We start from the raw sequence: 19,641 nt of genomic DNA on the forward strand, positions 1-19,641 counted from the left end.
CCGGGAGCCTGCCGGAGCCCGCCGGAGCCGCGCCGTCTATCCTCGACGGGTGCGTCTCGTCATCGCGCGCTGCTCCGTCGACTACACCGGCCGTCTCAGCGCCCACCTCCCGCTCGCCACCCGCCTCCTGCTCGTCAAGGCCGACGGGAGCGTCCTCATCCACTCCGACGGCGGCTCCTACAAGCCGCTGAACTGGATGAGCCCGCCCTGCACGCTGATCACGGGCGAGCCCGACGAGGAGGCGCGCGCCGCGGGAGTGACGCAGCAGTGGACCGTCGCGCACCGCAAGACCGGCGACGCTCTCGTCGTCTCGATCCACGAGGTGCTGCACGATTCGGCGCACGAGCTCGGCGTCGATCCGGGACTCGTGAAGGACGGAGTGGAGTCGCATCTCCAGCGCCTTCTCGCCGAGCAGATCGGCCTCCTCGGAGAGGGGCACACTCTCGTCCGGCGCGAGTACATGACCGCGATCGGCCCGGTCGACATCCTCGCCCGCGATTCCTCGGGAGCCGCCGTCGCCGTCGAGATCAAGCGCCGCGGCGAGATCGACGGAGTGGAGCAGCTCACCCGCTATCTCGAGCTGATGAATCGCGATCCGCACCTCTTCCCGGTGACGGGAGTCTTCGCCGCTCAGGAGATCAAGCCGCAGGCGCGGACTCTCGCCGAGGACCGCGGAATCCGCTGCGTGGTGCTCGACTACGAGGCCATGCGCGGCACCGACGACTCCCACACGCGCCTGTTCTGACAGGCACGGCGACAGGCACGGCGAAGGCCCCCGCGATCGGATCACGGGGGCCTTCCGCTCACCGGGCGCGAGGCCCGGGAATGCGGCGTCTCACCGGGTCGAGAGCCCGGCGGCCGCTACTTGTGGGCGGCCTGGTAGGCGGCCTGGACCTCGGAGGGGATGCGTCCGCGGTCGGAGACGGGGTGGCCGTTGGCGTTCGCCCACTCGCGGATGGCCTTGAGCTGCTTGGGGTCGCTCTTGGAGGCGGTCGCGACGCTCGTGGCGGCCGCGGGGCGCGAGCCGACGCGGCGGGCGCTCGAGACGAACTTCTCGAGCGCCGAGTGGAGCTCGGCGATGTTGTCGGGGCCGAGATCGATCTCGTAGTTGGCGCCCTCGATGCTGAAGCGGACGGTACCGCCGTCACCGGAATCGATAAGGGTTCCGTCGATATCGTCGACAAGCGTGATCTTCTGGGCCACTTTTCCTCCTGGAGTTCGCGGGACCGGACTGTCTCGACCCGGACCGGGAGAGACATTACCCCCTTTCACAATCGAGTGCGCCATGAATGGCGCCATTCGTCCCTTTCTCGCGCCATGTCGAGGGGAATGTTCAGGATAAGCGGAGGCAATCACGGCTGAATCGAGCTGTTCGCCGCCAGCCGTCGAATAGAGGACACGGTGTCCGCAGACGGCCGTAACGATTCCGGACACCGATCGCGCGCATTCCCGGGAACCGGACCCGGCGATTCCGATCACGCCCCGGTCTTCGTTAGCGTGGAGCCATGGCACGACGAGGCGGACCCCCTGCACGCCCGGCGCGACCCGGTCCGTACCGCAATGCGGAGGCTCGGGAAGCACTGGAGGCGCTCGTCGCCGCTCCCACCGCCGAGGCCGTCGACCGGCTGCTCGAGGCCTGCCTCGACGGCTCCCTCGTGGTCGACGTCACGGGCTCCCAGCCCGGAGGCGTGCCGCACGTCCGCACCGTCGCGACGACCACCGGGGAGCAGGTCCTGCCGCTGTTCACCTCCACGGACGAGGTGCGCACCGCGGTCCCCCGGCAGCAGCATCCGCGGGTGCAGATGCTGGTCCTCCCCGGACGCGAGGCCTTCGCGCTGATCCGCACCGCCGACTTCGTCGCCGTGCAGCTCGACCCCGGCTCGATCGCCCAGGTCGTCACCCGTTCGTTCGTCGAACGGGCTCTGGACGCCGAACGGCCGTAGAGTGTGGCCCCCGGCGGGGCAGCGCCGGCGTCACCCCGTCCTCCGAGGTCAGGAGCCCGCCATGTCCGACACGACCCTCGCCGCCACCGGCCTCGACGCGCGAGCCGGCACCTGGTCCTGCATCCTGTTCGACCTCGACGGCACGATCACCGACTCGGCCCCCGGCATCACCGGCACCCTCGTCGAGACCTTCGTCGAGCTGGGCCGCCCCGTGCCCGCTCCGGCCGAGCTGCTGGCCTACGTCGGCCCTCCGCTGCTCGAGGCGTTCCGCGAGCTCGGCGGGATGACCGTCGAGGAGGCGCAGGCCGCGCTCGTGGTCTACCGCCGCCGCTACAACGCGGGCGGACTGTTCGACTCCTCGGTCTACCCGGGGCTGCCCGAGGTGCTCGCGCGCATCGCCGAGGCCGGCGTGCCGCTCTCGCTCGCGACCTCCAAGCCGGAGTCGGCGGCCACGCGCATCCTCGAGCACTACGGACTGGCGCAGTACTTCACGGTGATCTGCGGCGCCTCCGAGGACGAGGTCCGCAGCGCCAAGGCCGACGTCGTGGAGGAGGCGCTGCGCCGGCTCCGCGAGCTCGGCGTCGACCTCTCGGCGCCGGTGATGGTGGGCGACCGCGAGCACGACGTGCAGGGCGCCGCCGCCCACGGCGTGCCGACGATCATGGTCGAGTGGGGCTACGGATCGCCGCTCGAGGCGGTCGGGACGATCGCGCTGGTGTCCGGCGCCGAGGAGCTCGCGGACCTCCTGCTCCCGTGACCTGCGTACGATGAGGGCATGACTGGTCTGGGCGTCGTCCTCTCGTTCGTGCTGTTCCTCGGCGGGATCCTCGTTCTCGGCAACTCGTTCCTGCTGCCCGACATCGCCGGATTCCTCTTCGTCGGCGGCATCCTGATGATCTCGGGATCGCTCGCCGTCGCGTTCCACGTCCTGCCGAAGTCGCAGTAGCCGGGTCGCTCCGGGCGGCCGCCTCCGCGGCTCGCCGCTCCGCTCAGCCCAGCGTGCTCGCGTCGAGGTTGACGACTGCATTGATGTAGACCGCCTCGCCGGCTCCGGCGATCGTCGGGTTCATCCGGAGCAGCTGCTGCACCGGGATCCCGAAGCGCTGCGCGATGTCGAAGAACGTGTCGCCCTGCACCACGGTGTAGCTCACGATGTCGCCCGCGCCGTCGCGGGTCGGCTGGCCGTTCGCCCCGGGAACCGCGCCGTTGTCGACGGCGAAGGCCGTCTCGGGGATGTCCGGCGTAGCGTTCGGCGTGAAGGTGACCGTCGCCTCGGGGACCGGCGCGAAGACCGTGGCCGTCGCTTGCGGGAGCGCCGCCGTGACGGTCGGGTCCGGCACCGGGGTCGGCGTCGCCGTGGCGAACACGGTGACCGTGACCGTGGGAGCCGGAGCGGGCGCCGAGCACCCTGCGAGCGCGAGCACACCAAACAGTGCCGTCGCTCCGATGACCGTCCTGCGCATGTCCCCCGCCCTCCGCGCGCCCCGCGGCGCCCGCTCCACCCTAGGAGACCTGGCGGCAGGGGGCACGTGCGCTGTCGCAGGAGGCCGGTGCTGCGGATCCACCGTCGTGCCGGGAGCTCCGCGGTCGTCCGGACCGGGTCGGCCTCACCGGGACCTGGTCAGGACGGGGGCTCGGGGAGCAGGCGCAGCCCGCCGCCGCTGTTCGCCGCGTCCATCAGGAGCTCGACCCAGGTCGGGTTGATCGTCGGCTGCCGGCTCCCCGCGAAGTGGAACTGCAGGGCGATGTTCGGGTTCATCCAGAAGGAGTGGCGGCCGCGCGCCCCCTCGGGCATCGAGTCGAGGGTGAGGCTGAAGCGCTCGTCGCGGCGGAACTTCGCGTAGATCACGATCTGGAGGTGGGCCAGGGTCCGGTCCTCGATCTCGATGACGGCGGGAGGAGTGCCGTAGAGGAATTGACCCATGCCGCCAGACTATAGGCCCCTCGGCTTATTACTAGTCCGTCTAGCTATTTCGCCGCGGAGGGTTCCGCCGGGTCGGCTTCGTCCGTATCGTGCCCGTCGCCGTGCTCCGCGTCGATCTCGTCGACGGCCGCGCTCATCCGGCGGAGGAAGTTGACGACGACCTCGGCCTCGGGGGCGTCCAGGTCCTCGGCGATCTCGAGCATCCGGCGGTGCATCTCCTGGAGCGTGGCGCGCACCTCGTCGTCGCTGTCGACGGTCGCCTCCACGACGATCCCGCGCCGGTCGGTCGGGTTGGGCTTGCGCACGAGGTGGCCGCTGCGGACCAGGCGGTCGATGAGGACCGTGGTCGACGCGGACGAGATGGAGAGGTGCGAGGCCAGGTCTTTGCCGGTCACCAGCTCGCCCTTGCGCTGCTGGCGGAGCAGGTACTGGATGGCGATCAGGTCCGTCTCGCCCATCGCCATCCGCTCGCGCGTGCGGCGGCGCATCGAGACCTCGGAGACGCGGTACGTGCGCATCGCGCTCAGCACCTCGACAGCGCGGCGGGTGGACGACTCGTCCGGGTACCAGTACCCGGCGCCGCTCCGCAGGCTCGTGTCGCTCATCCGCACATCCTAGACCGGCTGATCACCAGGCCGTCTAGCGAGTCGCCCGCGCCTACGCTGGACCGGTGACCGCCACCCTCGTCGCCAAGGGCCTCTCCGGAGGCTATGCGCACCGCACCCTGTTCGACGGACTCGACCTGACGGTCGCCCCCGGGGACGTGGTGGGCGTCGTGGGGGCGAACGGAGCCGGCAAGTCGACGCTCCTGCGCATCCTCGCGGGCGAGACGGCTCCACTCGAGGGCTCCGTCGTTCTCTCGCCGGGAGACGCTTTCGTCGGCTGGCTGCCGCAGGAGCACGAGCGCCGCGAGGGCGAGACCGTCGCCGGCTACATCGCGCGCCGCACCGGCTGCGCCGAGGCCTCCGCCGAGCTCGACGCCGCCGCCTCCGCCCTGGCCGACCCCGATCCCGACGGCTCGATCGCCGACCGCTACGCCCTCGCGCTCGACCGCTGGCTCGCGAGCGGCGCGGCCGACCTCGACGAGCGCACCCCGGTCGTCCTGGCCGACCTGGGCCTGTCGCTCGGCGCCGCGGCCGCCTCCTCGACGATGACCTCCCTCTCCGGCGGGCAGGCGGCGCGGGTGGGCCTCGCGGCGCTGCTGCTCTCGCGCTTCGACGTGGTGCTGCTCGACGAGCCGACCAACGACCTCGACCTCGACGGCCTGGAGCGCCTGGAGGCCTTCGTCCGCGGACTCCGCGGCGGCGCGGTCCTCGTGAGCCACGATCGCGAGTTCCTCGCCCGCAGCGTCACCCGCGTGCTCGAGCTCGATCTCGCGCAGGGCACCAACCGGGTCTACGGAGGCGGCTACGACGCGTTCCTGGAGGAGCGCGAGACCGCGCGCCGCCAGCGCCGCGAGAAGTACGAGGACTTCGCCGAGCAGAAGGCCGACCTGGTCTCCCGCGCCCGCACCCAGCGGGAGTGGTCGAGCCAGGGCGTGCGCAACGCGATGAAGAAGGCCCCCGACAACGACAAGATCCGCCGCAAGGCCTCGGCGGAGTCGAGCGAGAAGCAGGCGCAGAAGGTGCGCCAGATGGAGAGCCGGATCGCGCGGCTCGAGGAGGTCGAGGAGCCGCGCAAGGAGTGGCAGCTCGCCTTCACGATCGGCAGCGCCCCGCGCTCGAGCTCGGTCGTCTCGACACTGAACGGCGCGGTCGCCCGCCGCGGCGCCTTCACGCTCGGGCCGGTGTCGCTCCAGGTCGACGCGGGCGACCGGATCGGCATCACCGGGCCCAACGGCGCCGGCAAGTCGACGCTGCTGTCGCTCCTCCTCGGCCGCGCCGAGCCGGAGGAGGGCGGTGCCTCCCTCGGAGCGAGCGTGGCGATCGGCGAGATCGATCAGGCCCGCGGGATGCTCGCCGCCGAGGTGCCGCTCGCGGACGCGTTCGAGGCGCTGGTGCCCGAGTGGCCGACCGCCGAGGTCCGCACGCTGCTGGCGAAGTTCGGGCTGAAGGCCGACCACGTCGGCCGCCGCGTCGGCGAGCTCTCGCCGGGCGAGCGGACGCGGGCCGCCCTGGCGCTCCTCCAGGCCCGCGGCACGAACCTCCTGGTGCTCGACGAGCCGACCAACCACCTCGACCTCGTCGCCATCGAGCAGCTGGAGGAGGCGCTCGAGGCGTACGAGGGCACCCTGCTGCTGGTCACCCACGACCGGCGGATGCTCGAGACGGTGCAGCTGACGCGGCACTGGCACGTCGAGGCGGGCGTCGTCACGGAGGCGTGACGCCCGCCGCCGCGTCAGTCCCCGGAGGCGCGGGCCGCCTCGTCCTCGCGCCAGCCGGCCTCCTTCTGCACGTACTCGTTGTCGGCGAACTCCGCGAAGTCGCTCTCGTCGGTGATCCGGCGCACTTCGAGGCGGTTGCCGGGCACCAGCGGGCAGCGAAGCGCCCACTCGCGGGCCTGCTCCTTGGAGTCGACCCCGATGATCCAGAAGCCGTTGAAGAGCGACTCGGTCGGGCCGTAGGCGCCGTCGACGACGGTCGGCGGCTCGGAGGAGAAGTCGACCACGAAGCCGGAGGAGGCGACGTCGTCGGCCAGGCCGTCGCCCGAGAGCAGCACGCCCGCCTCGATCATCGCCTCGTTGTACTGCCCCATCCGGGTGATGATCTCGTCGAACGGGATGGAGGCGTAGGCCTCCTTCGCCGCATCGGTCGCGCGCATGATCAGCATGTACTTCATCGGGTCTCCCTGGGGTCGGTGCGCGGGGGCGCACCGCTCACTCTGGCGCGTCGGCGGCCCCGGGGGAACAGCGGATCCGGAGGCGCATCGTCCTCGGCGCGGCCGTGAGCCGCAACCCCCGCGCAGACCCTCGCCGAGCGGCGGAGACTGGCGACGGCCCGTTGCTCGACGGGCGCTCATCGACGGAAGGAACGACCCCATGGTGGATCTCGGAGGACTCGCGGACAAGGCGAAGAACGCCGCGAGCAGCGACAAGGGCGAGGAGCTGACCGACAAGGGACTCGACAAGGCGGGCGACGCCGCCGACTCCGCGACCGGCGGGAGGTTCGCCGGGCAGGTCGACAAGGCCCAGGAGGCCGGCGACCAGCACGTCGGCAACGACTGACCCCGGGGCGGCCCTTCCGCGCAGTCGCGGAGGGCCGCCCGTCCGTCAGTCCCGGACGCCGAGCCCGCCGAGCAGCGCCCGCACCACGGCGACGGAGCGATCGGCCGCGTCGTCGACGTGCGCCTCGAACTCGCCGGGGGCGCAGAGGTCCGAGATCCCGCGGACCGAGACGAACGGCAGCCCGTGCACGTGCGCCGTCTGCGCGAGCGCGACCGACTCCATGTCGGTGGCGAGCGCGCCGGGGAAGTCGCTCCGCACGCGGTCCACGTGGGCGCTGGAGACGAAGACGTCGCTCGAGACGATCACGCCGCGGCGCACCCGGGGCCCCTCGGGCAACTCGAGCTCCGCGGCGAGCGCCGCGTCGTCCCCGGAGTAACGGGCGGGCATCCCCGGGACCTGCCCGAGCGCGTAGCCGAACGCCCGCGCATCGGCGTCGGTCTGCACGTACTCGGCGCCGATCACGACCTCGCCCACGCGGACGTCGGCGCCCAGGCCGCCGGCGGTCCCCGCGCTCACCACGAGCGGCCGCTCGCCGGCCTCCCGAAGGATCGCTGCGGTGAGACCGCCGGCCGCGTTGACGAGGCCGATGCCGGTGCGGACGAGCAGCACCGCGCGGGAGTCGAGCTCGAGCTCCCACTGCAGCGCGTTGCCGACGGCGCGCGGCTCGGAGGCGCTGGACGCGGCGGCGAGGAACGGCGCGGCCTCCTCGTCCATCGCGACCAGGACGATCGCCGTGCTCACGCGGTGACCGTCTCCCACTCCGAGCGGTGCGCGAGGAACGTGCGCGCCGCCTCCTGCGCCCCCTCGAGGGAGTGGTTGGCGCCCCAGCCGCACTGGGTCTCGTTGGCCGCCGGGACCTCGTCGGCCTCGGTGATGTCCTGGAGCGTCGCCTCGACCAGGCCGAGCACCTCGGAGAGCTCGGGCTCGCCCGAGAGGAGCAGGTAGAAGCCGGTCTGGCAGCCCATCGGCGAGAAGTCGATCACGCGGTCGGAGTGGTTGCGGGACTTCTCGGCGAACAGGTGCTCGAGCGAGTGCACGGTGGGCATCTCGAGGTGCCCGCGGTTGGGCTGGGTGAAGCGCACGTCGTACTTGACGAGGTGGTCGCCTGCGGGCAGCGTCTTCGCGTCGGCGAGGCGCACGTACGGCGCGGCGACGGTGCGGTGGTCGAGGTTGAACGACTCGACGTTCATGCGCGGCTGATCCACGGTGGTCTCCTTCGCTGGGGGTCCCTCCATTGTCCTCCGCTCCGCGGAGCGGAGGCGGACCCCGGCGGATCCGGCTGCTTCTTCTCCGGGGCTGCGCCCGGATGCGAGGAGTTCCTCGCCGGCCACGACGAGGTACGCCGCGTCGAGCGCGATGCTCACCAGGACCGCCTCGAACAGGCGCGCGGAGACCGTGCGGTCGTCCAGCGGGACCCGCCGCCCCGCACGGAGGAGTGGAGCACCCCGGGCAGCACCAGCGCGACGAGCGCCGTCACGCCGAGCACACTGTCAGGAACGACCATCGCCGCCACCTCCTCCGTCGACGGGTCGAGCATGACGTCGCGCCCTGCGCGGCGGGGAACCAGGCCCCTGATCAGTGAATTACGGGCCGCTCCGATCCCTGGGGAGGAGCCTCGGCCGCTCCTCAGAACAGGTCCGAGAACCCCATTGCGACGAGGTTCGCGTGCGAGGTCCGCAGGCAGTCGAGCGCGCTCCGCCCGTAGCGCTCGTCCTGCTCGACGAGGAGGTGGTCGACGCCGAGCGCGAGGCTCGTCCCGATGATCCCCGGGAAGTCGAGGTTGCCCTCCCCCACCTCGGCGAACTGCACGTTCGAGGTGAAGGCGTGCACGGACCACCCGCCGGACACATCGGCGGGCGGCCCGACCCGGTAGTCCTTCAGGTGCACCAGGGCGACGCGCTCCCCGTACCGGCGCAGCGTCGTCACGGGATCGAGCCCGCCCCGCTGCACCCAGTGCACGTCGAGCTCGAGCCCCAGCAGCGGAGCCCGGCCGGCGACGACGTCGAGCAGGAGGCGGCCGCCGTGCCGCGCGAACTCGTGGTGGTGGTTGTGGAGCAGCAGCCGCAGCCCGTCGTCGCGGAGCCTCGCCGCGGCGGCCTGGCAGCGGTCGGCGAAGTCGAGCAGGGCGGCCGGCGAGGCCGCCGCGGAGGCGGGCAGCATGCCGATCCGGACCGTGCGCGTGCCGAGCGCACGGGCGTCGGCGACGATCCCGGCGAGCCCGCCCTCGAGCGCGGCGCCCGGGGAGTCTTCCGGTGCCAGGCCCGCCGAGATCGCCGCGATCTCCACGCCGAGCTCGTCCCGCGCCCGCTGCAGCTCGGCCACGGTGGCCGCCGTCAGCGGGATCTGCGAGATCTCCACCGACCGGTAGCCGATCGCTCGGACCTCCCGGAGCGTCGCGAAGGCGCCCGCCGAGGCGAACGCGTCCTTCAGCATCATCGCCTGCACGCCGATCCTGGTCACGGCAGTCCTCCCGGTCGCGGTGGGGGCCGGCGTCTCCGCGGCCCGGAACGCCCCCGACGGTAGAGGCCTGTCTCCGATCTTGTCAATCGGTTGCCAATACGCGTATGGTCGTGGCACGGCGGCGCTCCTGCCCGCCGGTTCCCGACGACGAGAACGAGGCACGCACCGTGACCACCGCACCCGTGACGACCGCACCCGCGAACCCCGCACCCTGGACCCTCTCCGGCTTCGGCGACGAGATCGACCCCGACCCGGTCGTCCAGGTCGCCGTCCTCCGAGCGCTCGGCGCGCACAGCATCGAGGTGCGCAGCGCCTGGGGCCGGAACGTCGTCGACCTCGACGACGAGCGCCTCGCCCGCCTCGCCGCCGTGCTCGAGCGCGGCGGCCAGTCCGTCTCGGCCGTCGCCTCGCCCATCGGCAAGGTCGACGTCGCCCTCGACCCCGAGCTCGAGGTGGCGCGCCTCGACCGCGTCATCCGCGCCGCGCACGCCCTCGGCACACCGAGCATCCGCGTCTTCTCGTTCTACCGGGGCGAGGGAGTGCCGGTCGAGAGCATCCGCGACGACGTCCTGCTGCGCATGCGCAGGCTCGCCGATCGCGCCGAGCGCGAGGGCGTGGTGCTGCTGCACGAGAACGAGAAGGACATCTACGGCGACGTCCCCGAGCGGATCCTCGATCTGATCGAGTCCGTCGGCTCGCCCGCCCTGCGCCTCGCCTGGGACAACGCGAACTTCGTGCAGTGCGGGGTGCGGCCCTTCGACGACGGCTGGGCGGCGCTCCGGCCCTACGTCGACTACCTGCAGGTGAAGGACGCGGTGGCCGCGACCGGCACCGTGGTGCCCGCCGGCGAGGGCGACGGCCAGCTGCGCGAGACGCTCACCGCCCTGCGCGACGACGGCTGGACGGGCGTCGCCTCGCTGGAGCCGCACCTCGCGATCACGGACGCCCTCGGCGGATTCTCCGGCCCCGAGTCGTTCGGAGTGGCCGCTCGGGCCTTCCGGGGGCTCGCCTCCTCGCTCGGGATCGACCTGCGATGACCGTCCGCGCGGCGGTGATCGGCTGCGGCGACATCTCCTCCGTCCACCTCGCGGCGATCGGCACCGCACCCGGCGCGGCGCTGGTGGCGGTCTGCGACACCGACCCGGGCCGGCTCGCCGCGGCCGCCGAGAGGCACGCGGTGCCGGGCTTCCCCGAGGCGGTCCGGATGCTCGACTCCGTCCGCCCCGACGTCGTGCACGTCTGCACTCCGCACAGCACGCACGCCGCGCTGGCGGTCGCGGCCCTGGACCGCGGCGTCGCGGTGCTCCTCGAGAAGCCGCTCGCCTCCTCCGTCGCCGAGGGCGAGCAGGTGATCGCCGCGGCCGAGCGGGGCGGGGCGCGCATCGGCGTCTGCTTCCAGAACCGCTACAACCCGCCCGTGCAGCGCCTCCGCGAGCTGCTGGCGTCCGGCTCCCTGGGTGCCGTGACAGGTGCGGCCGCGACCGTGCTCTGGCACCGCGCTCCCGGCTACTACCTCGACCGCCCCTGGCGCGGGATGCGGGCCGAGGGCGGCGGCGGGATGCTGATGAACCAGGCGATCCACACCGTCGACCTCCTGCAGTGGCTCCTCGGCGAGGTGGTCGCGGTGAGCGGCTCCGCCTCCACGCGCCTGCTGCCGATCGAGGTCGAGGACACCGCCGACCTGGTGCTCACCCACGCCTCCGGCGCGCGCAGCGTCCTCTACGCGACCGTGGCGAACGCGTGGGACGAGCCGGTCGAGCTCCGCTTGCGCACCGAGCGCGCCACCGTCTCGTTGCGCGGTGCCCTCACCGTGCGGCGCGACGACGGATCCGTCGAGGTCGTCCCGGACACGGAGCGCCGATCCGGCGGGCGCTCGTACTGGGGCGCCTCGCACGAGCTGCTCGTGCACGACTTCTACGCCCGCCTCGGCGAGGACGAGCCCTTCTGGATCTCGCCCCGCGAGGCGGCGAGGTCGCTCGCGATCGTCCAGGCCGCCTACGCCCCGAGCGCGCCCGCGCGGATCCCCCACTCCACCCCGAACGAAGGACTCCTCCCATGACCACCGTCCGCCTCGGCATCATCGGATTCGGCGCCCAGGGCTCCTCCTACGCCCGCTTCCTCGCCGACGGCAGGGTGCGCGACCTCGTCGTCACCGCCGTCGCCGACGTCGACCCCGCCCGGGAGGCGGCGGCCGCCGCGCTCGCGCCCGGAGCGTCCTTCCACGCCGACCACCGCTCCCTCCTCGCGAGCGGGGAGGTCGACGCCGTCGTCGTCTGCACTCCGCACTACCTCCACCCCGGGATCGGCATCGACGCACTCGAGCACGGGCTGCACGTGCTGGTCGACAAGCCGGCGGGCGTCTACGCCGCGCAGGTGGCGGAGCTGAACGAGGCCGCCGCCGCCCGTCCCGGTCAGCGCTTCGCGATCATGTTCAACCAGCGGGCGAACCCGCTCTACCGCCGGCTCAAGGAGGTCGTCGACGAGGGCGGGATCGGCCGGATCCTGCGCTCGAACTGGATCATCACGACCTGGTGGCGGCCGCAGGCCTACTTCGACCAGAGCGCGTGGCGTGCGACGTGGGGAGGCGAGGGCGGAGGCGTCCTGGTCAACCAGGCGCCCCACCAGCTCGACCTGTGGCAGTGGCTGTGCGGAGTGCCGGAGTCGGTGGTCGCGAAAGCCGGCTACGGGCGGTGCCGCGACATCGCGGTGGAGGACGAGGTCACGGTGCTCGCCGATTTCGGCGGGGGCACGACCGGAGTGCTGGTCACCACGACGCACGACCCGATCGGCACGGACCGCCTCGAGATCGTCGGCGACCGCGGCCGGATCGTCGTCGACGACTCCCGGGTCGCGACCATCACCCGGCTGAGCGCCCCCGAGCGCGAGGTCAGCGCCGCCCTCAGCGCCGAGGACGTGGGCCTCCTGCTCAGCGGTCGCTACGACACCGCGGGCCTCTCCACGACGGAGCGGATCGAGTCGGCGTCGGTCTGGGGCGAGCAGCACACGGCCGTCCTGCAGGACTTCGCGGACAGCATCCTGCACGGCACGCCGCTGCTCGCACCCGGGGCGGAGGGGATCCTCGGGGTCCGGCTCGCCAACGCCATCCACTACTCGAGCTGGACGGAACGCGAGGTACCGCTCGACCTCGACGAGGGCGTGTTCCTGGCGGCGCTCAACGAGCGGATCCGCGAGGAGGGGGCGTTCCCGGAGCGGAGCTGACGGGGCGGAGCCGCGCGGACCCGCGCTGGAGGGGCCGGAGCGGTGGGCGGCCGGCCGTTGACGGCGGCCTCCCGGAGCGCGGGCTCCCCGATCCGGCCCGACCCGGACGCGAGCAACGGGCCGGGCGGGCTTCTCGGCCCTGTGGCAGCATGGGCGGCGGACGGCGCCCCGTCCGCCGCCGTGCCCCTCGAGAGAAGACCGCGATCGTGCCCAGCGAAGACGCGCCCACCGGCCCCTCCGCCGCGAGACGCCGCGGCCGCTCCGCGACGACGATCTACGACGTCGCCCGACTCGCCGGCGTCGCCCCCTCCACCGTCTCGCGCGGGCTGAGCACGCCCGGACGGCTGAACGCCGCGACCGAGCAGCGGATCCGCGCCGCCGCCAAGGAGCTGGGCTACCGGCTCAACCCGATGGCGCGCGCGCTGCCGACGGGCCGCACCTCGACCCTCGGGCTGCTGGTGGCCGACATCACCAACCCGGCCTTCTTCCCCGCCGTGCGCGGAGCGGAGCGGGCGGCGTCGCTCCGCGGCTTCACGATGATCCTCGCCGAGTCGCAGGAGTCCGGGGAGCGCGAGGCCGAGGCGGCCGACCGCATCGCCGCCTCCACCGACGGGCTCGTCCTCGTCAGCACCCGCCTCAGCGACGAGGAGATCATCGCGCTGGCCGGGCGCATCCCGGTCGTCGTCCTCAACCGCGTGGTCCCCGGTGTCGCGGGGATCGTGCCCGATCTCGCCCCCGGGATCGACGCCGCGCTCGACCACCTCGCGGCCCTCGGCCACCGCTCCCTCGCCTTCATCGCCGGTCCGCCCGACTCGTGGATGAGCGCCGCGCGATGGGAGCTCCTCCTCGACCGCGCTCCGCAGCGGGGCATGACGGTCGTCGAGATCGGGCCGGGCGTCTCGACCCTCGAGGGCGGGAGGAGCGCGCTCGCGAGGGTGACCGCCTCCGGCGTCGGCGCGGTGATCGCCTACAACGACCTGGTCGCCATCGGACTGATGCGCGCGGCTCAGGAGTCGGGCGTCGCGATCCCGGAGCAGCTCAGCATCATCGGCTTCGACGACATCTTCGGGAGCGACTTCACCTCGCCGCCGCTGTCGACCATCAGCGCACCGCTGGGCCGGATGGGCGAGCGGGCGGTCCGCCGGGTGCTCGGCGACGAGGAGCCTCCGGAGCGGGCCGACGACCTGCCGACGGAGTTCGTCCCGCGCGCCTCGACGGGACCCCGCCGCGACTCCTGACCCCGGTCCGCGCCCCGGCGCGCCAACCGGTGCGACAGCCGTGGCAATCGGTTGACACTCCCCCGTACCCATACTTGGATGGCCCCGTGCCGACGAAGCTGCTGAACGATCCCGACCGACTCCTGCCGATCGACCCGACGACCCGGGCGATCGCCCGCGACCTCCACGCGAGCGTCGCCGACCTGCCGATCCTCTCCCCGCACGGGCACGTGGATCCGCGCCTCCTGCTCGAGGACCGCCCCTTCGCCGACGCGGCCGAGCTCTTCCTCCGGCACGACCACTACGTCACCCGGCTGCTCCACTCCGCCGGGATCGACCTCGGCGATCTCGGCATCCCCGGAGGCGAGCGCCTCGCCGGCCCGGAGGAGGTGTGGCGCACGTTCTGCGCGCACTGGCGGATCTTCGCGGGAACCGCCTCGGGCTACTGGCTCCAGTCGATCCTCGCCGAGCAGTTCGGCATCACCGAGCAGCCCGACGCCTCCACCGCCGACGCCCTCTTCGCGGCGATCGGGGCCCGGCTGGCGTCCGACGCCTTCCGCCCGCGGGCGCTCTTCGAGCGGTTCGGGATCGAGGTGCTGGCGACGACCGACGATCCGCTGGACGACCTGGCCGTCCACCGGGCTCTGGCGGAGGATCCGGCGTTCCCGGGCCGGGTGCTGCCGACCTTCCGCCCCGACGCCTACCTCGATCCCTCCACCCCCGGCTGGCCCGAGCGCGTCGCCGCCCTGGCCGCCGCCACCGGAACGAAGGAGTCCAGCTTCCCCGGATTCCTCGAGGCCCTCCGCGCCCGGCGCCGGTACTTCCTCGACCACGGCGCCGTCTCCGCCGACCACGGAGTGCTGGAGCCGCTGACCGTCGACCTCGACCCCGCCGAGGCGCAGTCCCTCTTCGCCCGCGCCCGCGCCGGCACGATCGACGCCGAGGGCAGCCGCGTCCTCGCCGCGCACCTGCTGCTGCAGTCCGCCCGCATGAGCGTCGACGACGGCCTGGTGATGACCGTCCACGCCGGCGTGCTGCGCAACCACGATCGGCCGACGTTCGAGCGCTTCGGTCCCGACACCGGCCACGACATCCCCGTCGCGACCCGGTTCGCCGAGCCCCTCCGCCCGCTGCTGCAGGAGCTCGGCAACGCACCGGGCTTCCACCTCGTCCTCTTCGGGATCGACGAGAGCACCCACTCGCGCGAGCTCGCTCCCCTCGCCGGCTACTACCCGTCGGTGTTCCTCGGAGCGCCGTGGTGGTTCCTCGACGCGCCCGACGCGGTGCTGCGCTTCCGCGCCGCCGTGACGGAGACCGCCGGCTTCTCGCGGAGCTCCGGCTTCATCGACGACACCCGCGCGTTCCTCTCCATCCCGGCCCGTCACGACATGGCGCGGAGGCTGGACGCCGCGTTCCTCGCGCGCCTGGTCGCCGAGGGGCGCATCGACTCCGAGACGGCGAGCGCCGTCATCCTGGACCTCGTCGACGCCCAGCCGCGGAAGGTCTTCAAGCTGTGAGCGGGCACGGCGGAGGAGGCGGTCTCGATCGCGCGTCCGCGGGCCTGCCGACGGCTCCCGTCCGCATCGTCCACCTCGGCCTCGGCGCCTTCCACCGAGCGCACCAGGCCTGGTACACGCACGCCGTCGACGACGACCACGAGTGGGGCATCGCCGCATTCACCGGCCGGAGCCCCCGCGCGGCCGAGGAGCTCGCCGCGCAGGACGGCCTGTTCACGCTGATCGAGCGCGGACCGGAGGGCGACTCGGCGACGGTCGTGGGCAGCATCGTCGAGGCGGTCGACGGCGCGGACGTCACGCGTCTCGTCGAGCTCGTCGCAGCTCCAGGGACGGCGATCGTCACGCTGACGATCACGGAGGCCGGGTACCGTCTCGCCGCGGACGGCGGCCCCCACCTGGACGACCCCGCCGTCCGGAGCGACCTCGATGCCCTCCGATCGGGAGGAGCGCCGACGACCGCGCTCGGCCGCCTCCTCCTCGGCCTCACCGCCCGGCGCGACGCCGGCTCCGGCCCTCTCGCCGTCGTCCCCTGCGACAACCTCTCCGGCAACGGCCCTCTCGTGCGCCGTGGACTGCTCCTGCTCGCCGAGCGGCTCGACCCGTCGCTCGCCGACTGGATCGACCGCACCGTCTCGTTCGTGTCGACCTCCGTCGACCGGATCACCCCGGCCACCACGGCGGCGGACCGGGAGGCGGCGGCCGAGCTCACCGGCATCAGCGACGCCGCGGCCGTCGTGACCGAGCCGTTCCGCGACTGGGTCCTCTGCGGCGGCTTCCCCGCCGACCGACCCGCCTGGGAGCGCGCCGGAGCCCGCTTCGTGGACGACATCGAGCCCTTCGAGCGGCGCAAGCTGCGACTCCTCAACGGCGCGCACACGCTCCTCGCCGCCACCGGCCGCCGGCGGGGTCTCGCCACCGTCGCGGAGGCGATCGCCGACCCCGCCTGCCGGAGCGCCGTCGAGGCGTTCTGGGCGGAGGCGGCGGCCGGCCTCCCCGCCGGTCTCGACGCGGACGCCTACTGCGCCGCCCTCCTCGAGCGCTTCGGCAACCCCCGGATCGAGCACCGGCTCGAGCAGATCGGCGCCGACGCGACCGCCAAGCTCCGCATCCGGATCGTGCCCGTGCTCCTCGCCGAGCGCGCGGGCGGACACGGCGGAGCCGCCTCCCTCCGTGCCGTCGCCGACTGGATCGCACTGCTGCTCCAGGGCGACCGCCTGCCCGATGCGCAGCGCCCCGCCCTCGACCGCGCCCTCGGCTCCGCCCGGCCCGTCGAGGCGCTGCTGCGGCTCGTGGACCCGCGCCTCGCCGACGACCCGGCCCTCGCCGCCGCGGTCGCCGCTCAGGCGGCCTAGACCTCCACCCCGCCTCTCCGCGCGGCGCCTCCCGGCGCCGTCGGCAACCGATTGCCACCCTCGCACCGTCTCGATGCGGCGCGGATCCCCGACGGGTCCGCGCCCGGGTAAAGGAGCCCGCATGACCCCCCGCACCACCGCGCCCGGAGCGCCCGCCGCTGAGAAGCTCTCGAAGCTGAGCATCGTGGGCTACGGCGCCGGCGACACGGCGAACAACCTCGCCTTCACCACCGCCACGATGTTCCTGCTCGTCTACTACACCGACGTCGCCGGGATCTCCGCGGCCGCGGCGGGCACGCTGCTGCTCGTCGTGCGGATCTTCGACGCGTTCGCCGACGTCTTCGCCGGCCGGATCGTGGACCGCACCTACAGCAGGCGCTTCGGCAAGTTCCGGCCCTTCCTGATGTTCGGGTCGGTCCCGCTCCTGCTGCTCTCGGCCGCGACCTTCTCCGTCCCGCAGATCGGCGAGAGCGGAACCCTGCTCTACGCCTACCTGAGCTATGCCGCGCTCGGCCTCGCCTACAGCCTCGTCAACATCCCCTACGGCTCGCTCGCCGGAGCGATGACGCAGGTCGGCACCGAGCGCGCGAAGCTCGCCAGCGCCCGCGCCATCGGCGGCGCGATCGTGGGGGCCGGGCTCGGCACCTTCATGGCCCCGCTGGTCGTCCCCGGCGCCGATCTGCAGTCGCTCTTCTCGATCGTCACGCTGAGCTTCGTCGTCGTCGGCTCCGCGCTCTACCTCTTCACGATCCTGACCGCGAAGGAGCGCGTCCAGCGCGACGTCGCGCACGTCACGTTCCGTCAGAGCATGACGACCCTCCGCTCCAACCGGCCGCTGCTCTTCCTCTGCCTCAGCTCGTTCCTGTTCCTCACCGGGACGCTCGCGCTCCAGACCGTGCAGCTCTACTACCTGCGCGACGTGCTCGGATCGGTCCAGCTCTACGCCGCGATGTCGCTGATCCAGCTCGCCCTGACCTTCGGCCTGGCCGCCCTCGTCCCGACGATCGTGCGGCGGTTCGGCAAGCGCAACGCCTACATGGCCGGAGTCGGGGTCCTGATCAGCGGCGGAACGGTCGTCTTCCTCGCCCCGGGCGACGCGGTGGCGGTCGGCTTCGGCGGACTGGTCCTCGCCTACGTCGGCATCCAGCTCGTCAACATGCTCGTCTGGGCGATCGAGGCCGACACCGTCGAGTACGGGGAGTGGAAGACCGGCATCCGCTCCGAGGGCACGATCTACGCCCTGTTCTCCTTCACCCGCAAGACCGGCCAGGCGGTCGGAGGCGCCCTCGCCGCGTACGCGCTGGCCTGGGGCGGCTACGTGGCCGGGGCCGCGGAGCAGAGCGAGCACGCCGAGTGGGGCATCCGCGCCGCCGCCGGCCTCATCCCGGCCGTCGCGGCCCTGCTCGCGGTGCTGATCATGGCGTTCTACCCGCTGACCGACCGTCGGCACGCGCAGATCGTCGCCGAGATCGCCGAGCGCCGCGAGAGCACGGGGCAGGCCGCGCCCGTGGCGCCCGGCCTCTCGACCGCCGCGTTCTCGATGGACCGCGCTCCCGGCCGGAACCCCTGACCCGATCCCCCACCACGAAAGGCACCCCATGAAGATCGACAAGGCCGAGGTCGTCGTCACCAGTCCCGACCGCAACTTCGTCACCCTCAAGCTCACGACCGACGACGGGCTGACCGGCCTCGGCGACGCGACCCTCAACGGCCGCGAGCTCGCCGTGGTCTCCTATCTCGCCGACCACGTCGTGCCGCTGCTCCTCGGCCGCGACGCCTCGCGCATCGAGGACACCTGGCAGTTCCTCTACCGGTCGTCCTACTGGCGCCGCGGGCCGGTCACGATGGCGGCGATCGCGGCGGTCGACACCGCCCTCTGGGACATCAAGGGCAAGGCCGCGGGCATGCCGCTCTACCAGCTGCTCGGAGGCGCGTCCCGCACCGGCCTGCTCGCCTACGGCCACGCGTCCGGGCGGACGGACGCGGAGCTGTTCGACAGCATCCGCGAGCACCAGGAGCAGGGGTACCGCGCGATCCGCGTGCAGACCGCGGTGCCGGGGCTGACCTCGATCTACGGCATCGCCTCCAATGCCGTCCTCGAGGGCAACGCCGGCGTGCGCTACGACCACGAGCCGGCGCAGCGCGGCGGCCTGCCGACCGAGGAGGACTGGGACACCCGCGCCTACCTGCGCCACGTCCCCCGCGTCTTCGAGGCCGTCCGCAACGAGTTCGGGCCGGGGCTCCCCCTCCTCCACGACGGCCACCACCGGATGACACCGATCCAGGCCGCGGCCCTCGGCAAGTCCCTCGAGCCGTACGACCTCTTCTGGCTCGAGGACTGCACGCCCGCCGAGAACCAGGAGGCCCTCCGCCTCGTCCGGCAGCACACCACCACACCCCTGGCGATCGGCGAGGTCTTCAACACCGTCTGGGACTACCAGCTCCTGATCCGCGAGCAGCTGATCGACTACATCCGCAGCGCGGTCACGCACACCGGAGGCGTCTCCCACCTCCGGAGGATCCTCGACCACGCCGCGCAGTACCAGATCAAGTCAGGGATGCACGGACCCACCGACGTCTCCCCGGTGGGCATGGCGGCCGCGATGCACCTCGGCCTGGCGATCCACAACTTCGGGATCCAGGAGTACATGAAGCACGGCGAGCGGACCGACAGCGTCTTCCAGCAGTCGTTCACCTGGAGCGAGGGACGGCTGCACCCGGGCGACGCCCCGGGTCTGGGCGTGGAGCTCGACGTCGACGCCGCCGGGAAGTACCCCTACGTGCGCGCGTACCTGCCCTTCAACCGCCTCGCCGACGGCACCGTCCACGACTGGTGACCTGCCCCC

22 protein-coding genes are annotated in these 19,641 nt (G+C 72.9%); 14 read left to right on the forward strand and 8 right to left on the reverse strand.

What is annotated here, in order from left to right; all coding sequences use genetic code 11:
* Positions 1–49: 49 nt before the first annotated feature.
* Complete coding sequence (gene nucS / locus C5D66_RS06390) at positions 50–745, forward strand: endonuclease NucS (protein ID WP_104222623.1); 696 nt, start codon at positions 50–52, stop codon at positions 743–745.
* Between the two features lie 116 nt (positions 746–861).
* Here nucS and C5D66_RS06395 read toward each other — a convergent pair whose 3' ends face one another.
* Positions 862–1,203 carry an Lsr2 family protein gene (locus C5D66_RS06395; RefSeq protein WP_104222624.1) on the reverse strand — a complete coding sequence of 114 codons (342 nt, stop codon included), beginning with the start codon at positions 1,201–1,203 and terminating at the stop codon, positions 862–864.
* Positions 1,204–1,505: 302 nt separating this feature from the next.
* Here C5D66_RS06395 and C5D66_RS06400 point away from each other — a divergent pair, with 302 nt between their 5' ends.
* The 3 genes from C5D66_RS06400 (at position 1,506) to C5D66_RS17095 (ending at position 2,889) form a co-directional block, all read left to right on the forward strand.
* On the forward strand, positions 1,506–1,943 hold the full coding sequence (locus C5D66_RS06400) for an SseB family protein (protein ID WP_104222625.1): 438 nt from the start codon (positions 1,506–1,508) through the stop codon (positions 1,941–1,943).
* Between the two features lie 61 nt (positions 1,944–2,004).
* Positions 2,005–2,700: an HAD hydrolase-like protein gene (locus C5D66_RS06405; RefSeq protein WP_104222626.1), complete on the forward strand. Its 696-nt coding sequence runs from the start codon at positions 2,005–2,007 to the stop codon at positions 2,698–2,700.
* An 18-nt stretch (positions 2,701–2,718) separates the two neighbouring features.
* Positions 2,719–2,889, forward strand: coding sequence for a hypothetical protein (locus C5D66_RS17095; RefSeq protein WP_159911733.1), 171 nt, complete (start codon positions 2,719–2,721; stop codon positions 2,887–2,889).
* A 43-nt stretch (positions 2,890–2,932) separates the two neighbouring features.
* Here the strand turns inward: C5D66_RS17095 and C5D66_RS06410 are convergent, their stop codons facing one another.
* From C5D66_RS06410 to C5D66_RS06420, 3 genes are all read right to left on the reverse strand, one after another.
* A complete protein-coding gene (locus tag C5D66_RS06410) occupies positions 2,933–3,406 on the reverse strand; it encodes a LysM domain-containing protein (protein ID WP_104256424.1) in 474 nt (157 codons plus the stop codon).
* Positions 3,407–3,564: 158 nt separating this feature from the next.
* A complete protein-coding gene (locus C5D66_RS06415) occupies positions 3,565–3,867 on the reverse strand; it encodes an ATP-dependent DNA ligase (RefSeq protein ID WP_104225758.1) in 303 nt (100 codons plus the stop codon).
* Between the two features lie 44 nt (positions 3,868–3,911).
* Positions 3,912–4,472, reverse strand: coding sequence for a MarR family winged helix-turn-helix transcriptional regulator (locus C5D66_RS06420; protein WP_104256423.1), 561 nt, complete (start codon positions 4,470–4,472; stop codon positions 3,912–3,914).
* 65 nt (positions 4,473–4,537) lie between these two features.
* Here C5D66_RS06420 and C5D66_RS06425 point away from each other — a divergent pair, with 65 nt between their 5' ends.
* Entirely contained in the window at positions 4,538–6,190 is a 1,653-nt protein-coding gene (locus C5D66_RS06425; protein ID WP_104222629.1) for an ABC-F family ATP-binding cassette domain-containing protein, read from the forward strand.
* Positions 6,191–6,204: 14 nt separating this feature from the next.
* On the opposite strand, the gene C5D66_RS06430 is transcribed toward C5D66_RS06425, so the two are convergent.
* Positions 6,205–6,645, reverse strand: coding sequence for a YciI family protein (locus tag C5D66_RS06430; RefSeq protein WP_104222630.1), 441 nt, complete (start codon positions 6,643–6,645; stop codon positions 6,205–6,207).
* A 199-nt stretch (positions 6,646–6,844) separates the two neighbouring features.
* Between C5D66_RS06430 and C5D66_RS06435 the strand changes: the two genes are divergently transcribed.
* Positions 6,845–7,030 (forward strand): antitoxin, encoded by a 186-nt coding sequence (locus tag C5D66_RS06435; RefSeq protein ID WP_104255664.1) that lies wholly within the window; start codon positions 6,845–6,847, stop codon positions 7,028–7,030.
* A gap of 45 nt (positions 7,031–7,075) precedes the next feature.
* Here C5D66_RS06435 and mtnN read toward each other — a convergent pair whose 3' ends face one another.
* The 3 genes from mtnN to C5D66_RS06450 all read right to left on the reverse strand — a co-directional run bounded on the left by mtnN (position 7,076) and on the right by C5D66_RS06450 (position 9,490).
* The gene (gene mtnN, locus C5D66_RS06440) at positions 7,076–7,771 is read right to left on the reverse strand and encodes a 5'-methylthioadenosine/S-adenosylhomocysteine nucleosidase (RefSeq protein WP_258063852.1); all 696 of its coding nucleotides are present in this window, start codon (positions 7,769–7,771) and stop codon (positions 7,076–7,078) included.
* Positions 7,768–8,220 carry an S-ribosylhomocysteine lyase gene (locus C5D66_RS06445; RefSeq protein WP_104255663.1) on the reverse strand — a complete coding sequence of 151 codons (453 nt, stop codon included), beginning with the start codon at positions 8,218–8,220 and terminating at the stop codon, positions 7,768–7,770. Before C5D66_RS06445 ends, mtnN begins: the two co-directional genes overlap by 4 nt.
* 436 nt (positions 8,221–8,656) lie before the next feature.
* On the reverse strand, positions 8,657–9,490 hold the full coding sequence (locus C5D66_RS06450; RefSeq protein ID WP_258063854.1) for a sugar phosphate isomerase/epimerase: 834 nt from the start codon (positions 9,488–9,490) through the stop codon (positions 8,657–8,659).
* Between the two features lie 167 nt (positions 9,491–9,657).
* On the opposite strand from C5D66_RS06450, the gene C5D66_RS06455 reads away from it, so the two are divergent.
* From C5D66_RS06455 to manD, 8 genes are all read left to right on the forward strand, one after another.
* Entirely contained in the window at positions 9,658–10,527 is an 870-nt protein-coding gene (locus tag C5D66_RS06455) for a sugar phosphate isomerase/epimerase (protein WP_258074848.1), read from the forward strand.
* Positions 10,524–11,549 carry a Gfo/Idh/MocA family protein gene (locus tag C5D66_RS06460; protein WP_104255661.1) on the forward strand — a complete coding sequence of 342 codons (1,026 nt, stop codon included), beginning with the start codon at positions 10,524–10,526 and terminating at the stop codon, positions 11,547–11,549. Before C5D66_RS06455 ends, C5D66_RS06460 begins: the two co-directional genes overlap by 4 nt.
* Positions 11,546–12,709, forward strand: a complete 1,164-nt coding sequence (locus C5D66_RS06465; RefSeq protein WP_104255660.1) for a Gfo/Idh/MocA family protein — start codon at positions 11,546–11,548, stop codon at positions 12,707–12,709. Before C5D66_RS06460 ends, C5D66_RS06465 begins: the two co-directional genes overlap by 4 nt.
* Before the next feature lie 206 nt (positions 12,710–12,915).
* Positions 12,916–13,947 carry a LacI family DNA-binding transcriptional regulator gene (locus C5D66_RS06470; protein WP_159940282.1) on the forward strand — a complete coding sequence of 344 codons (1,032 nt, stop codon included), beginning with the start codon at positions 12,916–12,918 and terminating at the stop codon, positions 13,945–13,947.
* An 86-nt stretch (positions 13,948–14,033) separates the two neighbouring features.
* Positions 14,034–15,443 (forward strand): glucuronate isomerase, encoded by a 1,410-nt coding sequence (gene uxaC, locus C5D66_RS06475; protein WP_104255659.1) that lies wholly within the window; start codon positions 14,034–14,036, stop codon positions 15,441–15,443.
* Entirely contained in the window at positions 15,440–16,795 is a 1,356-nt protein-coding gene (locus C5D66_RS06480; protein WP_181067890.1) for a mannitol dehydrogenase family protein, read from the forward strand. The genes uxaC and C5D66_RS06480 overlap by 4 nt, the downstream gene beginning before the upstream one ends.
* 121 nt (positions 16,796–16,916) lie before the next feature.
* Positions 16,917–18,365 (forward strand): glucuronide transporter, encoded by a 1,449-nt coding sequence (uidB, locus tag C5D66_RS06485; RefSeq protein WP_104255658.1) that lies wholly within the window; start codon positions 16,917–16,919, stop codon positions 18,363–18,365.
* 28 nt (positions 18,366–18,393) lie between these two features.
* Positions 18,394–19,632, forward strand: a complete 1,239-nt coding sequence (gene manD / locus C5D66_RS06490; protein WP_104222646.1) for a D-mannonate dehydratase ManD — start codon at positions 18,394–18,396, stop codon at positions 19,630–19,632.
* The last annotated feature ends 9 nt before the right edge of the window (positions 19,633–19,641 follow it).

Source organism: Rathayibacter sp. AY1B4 (assembly GCF_002932815.1).
In the GTDB taxonomy this organism is placed as follows: domain Bacteria; phylum Actinomycetota; class Actinomycetes; order Actinomycetales; family Microbacteriaceae; genus Rathayibacter.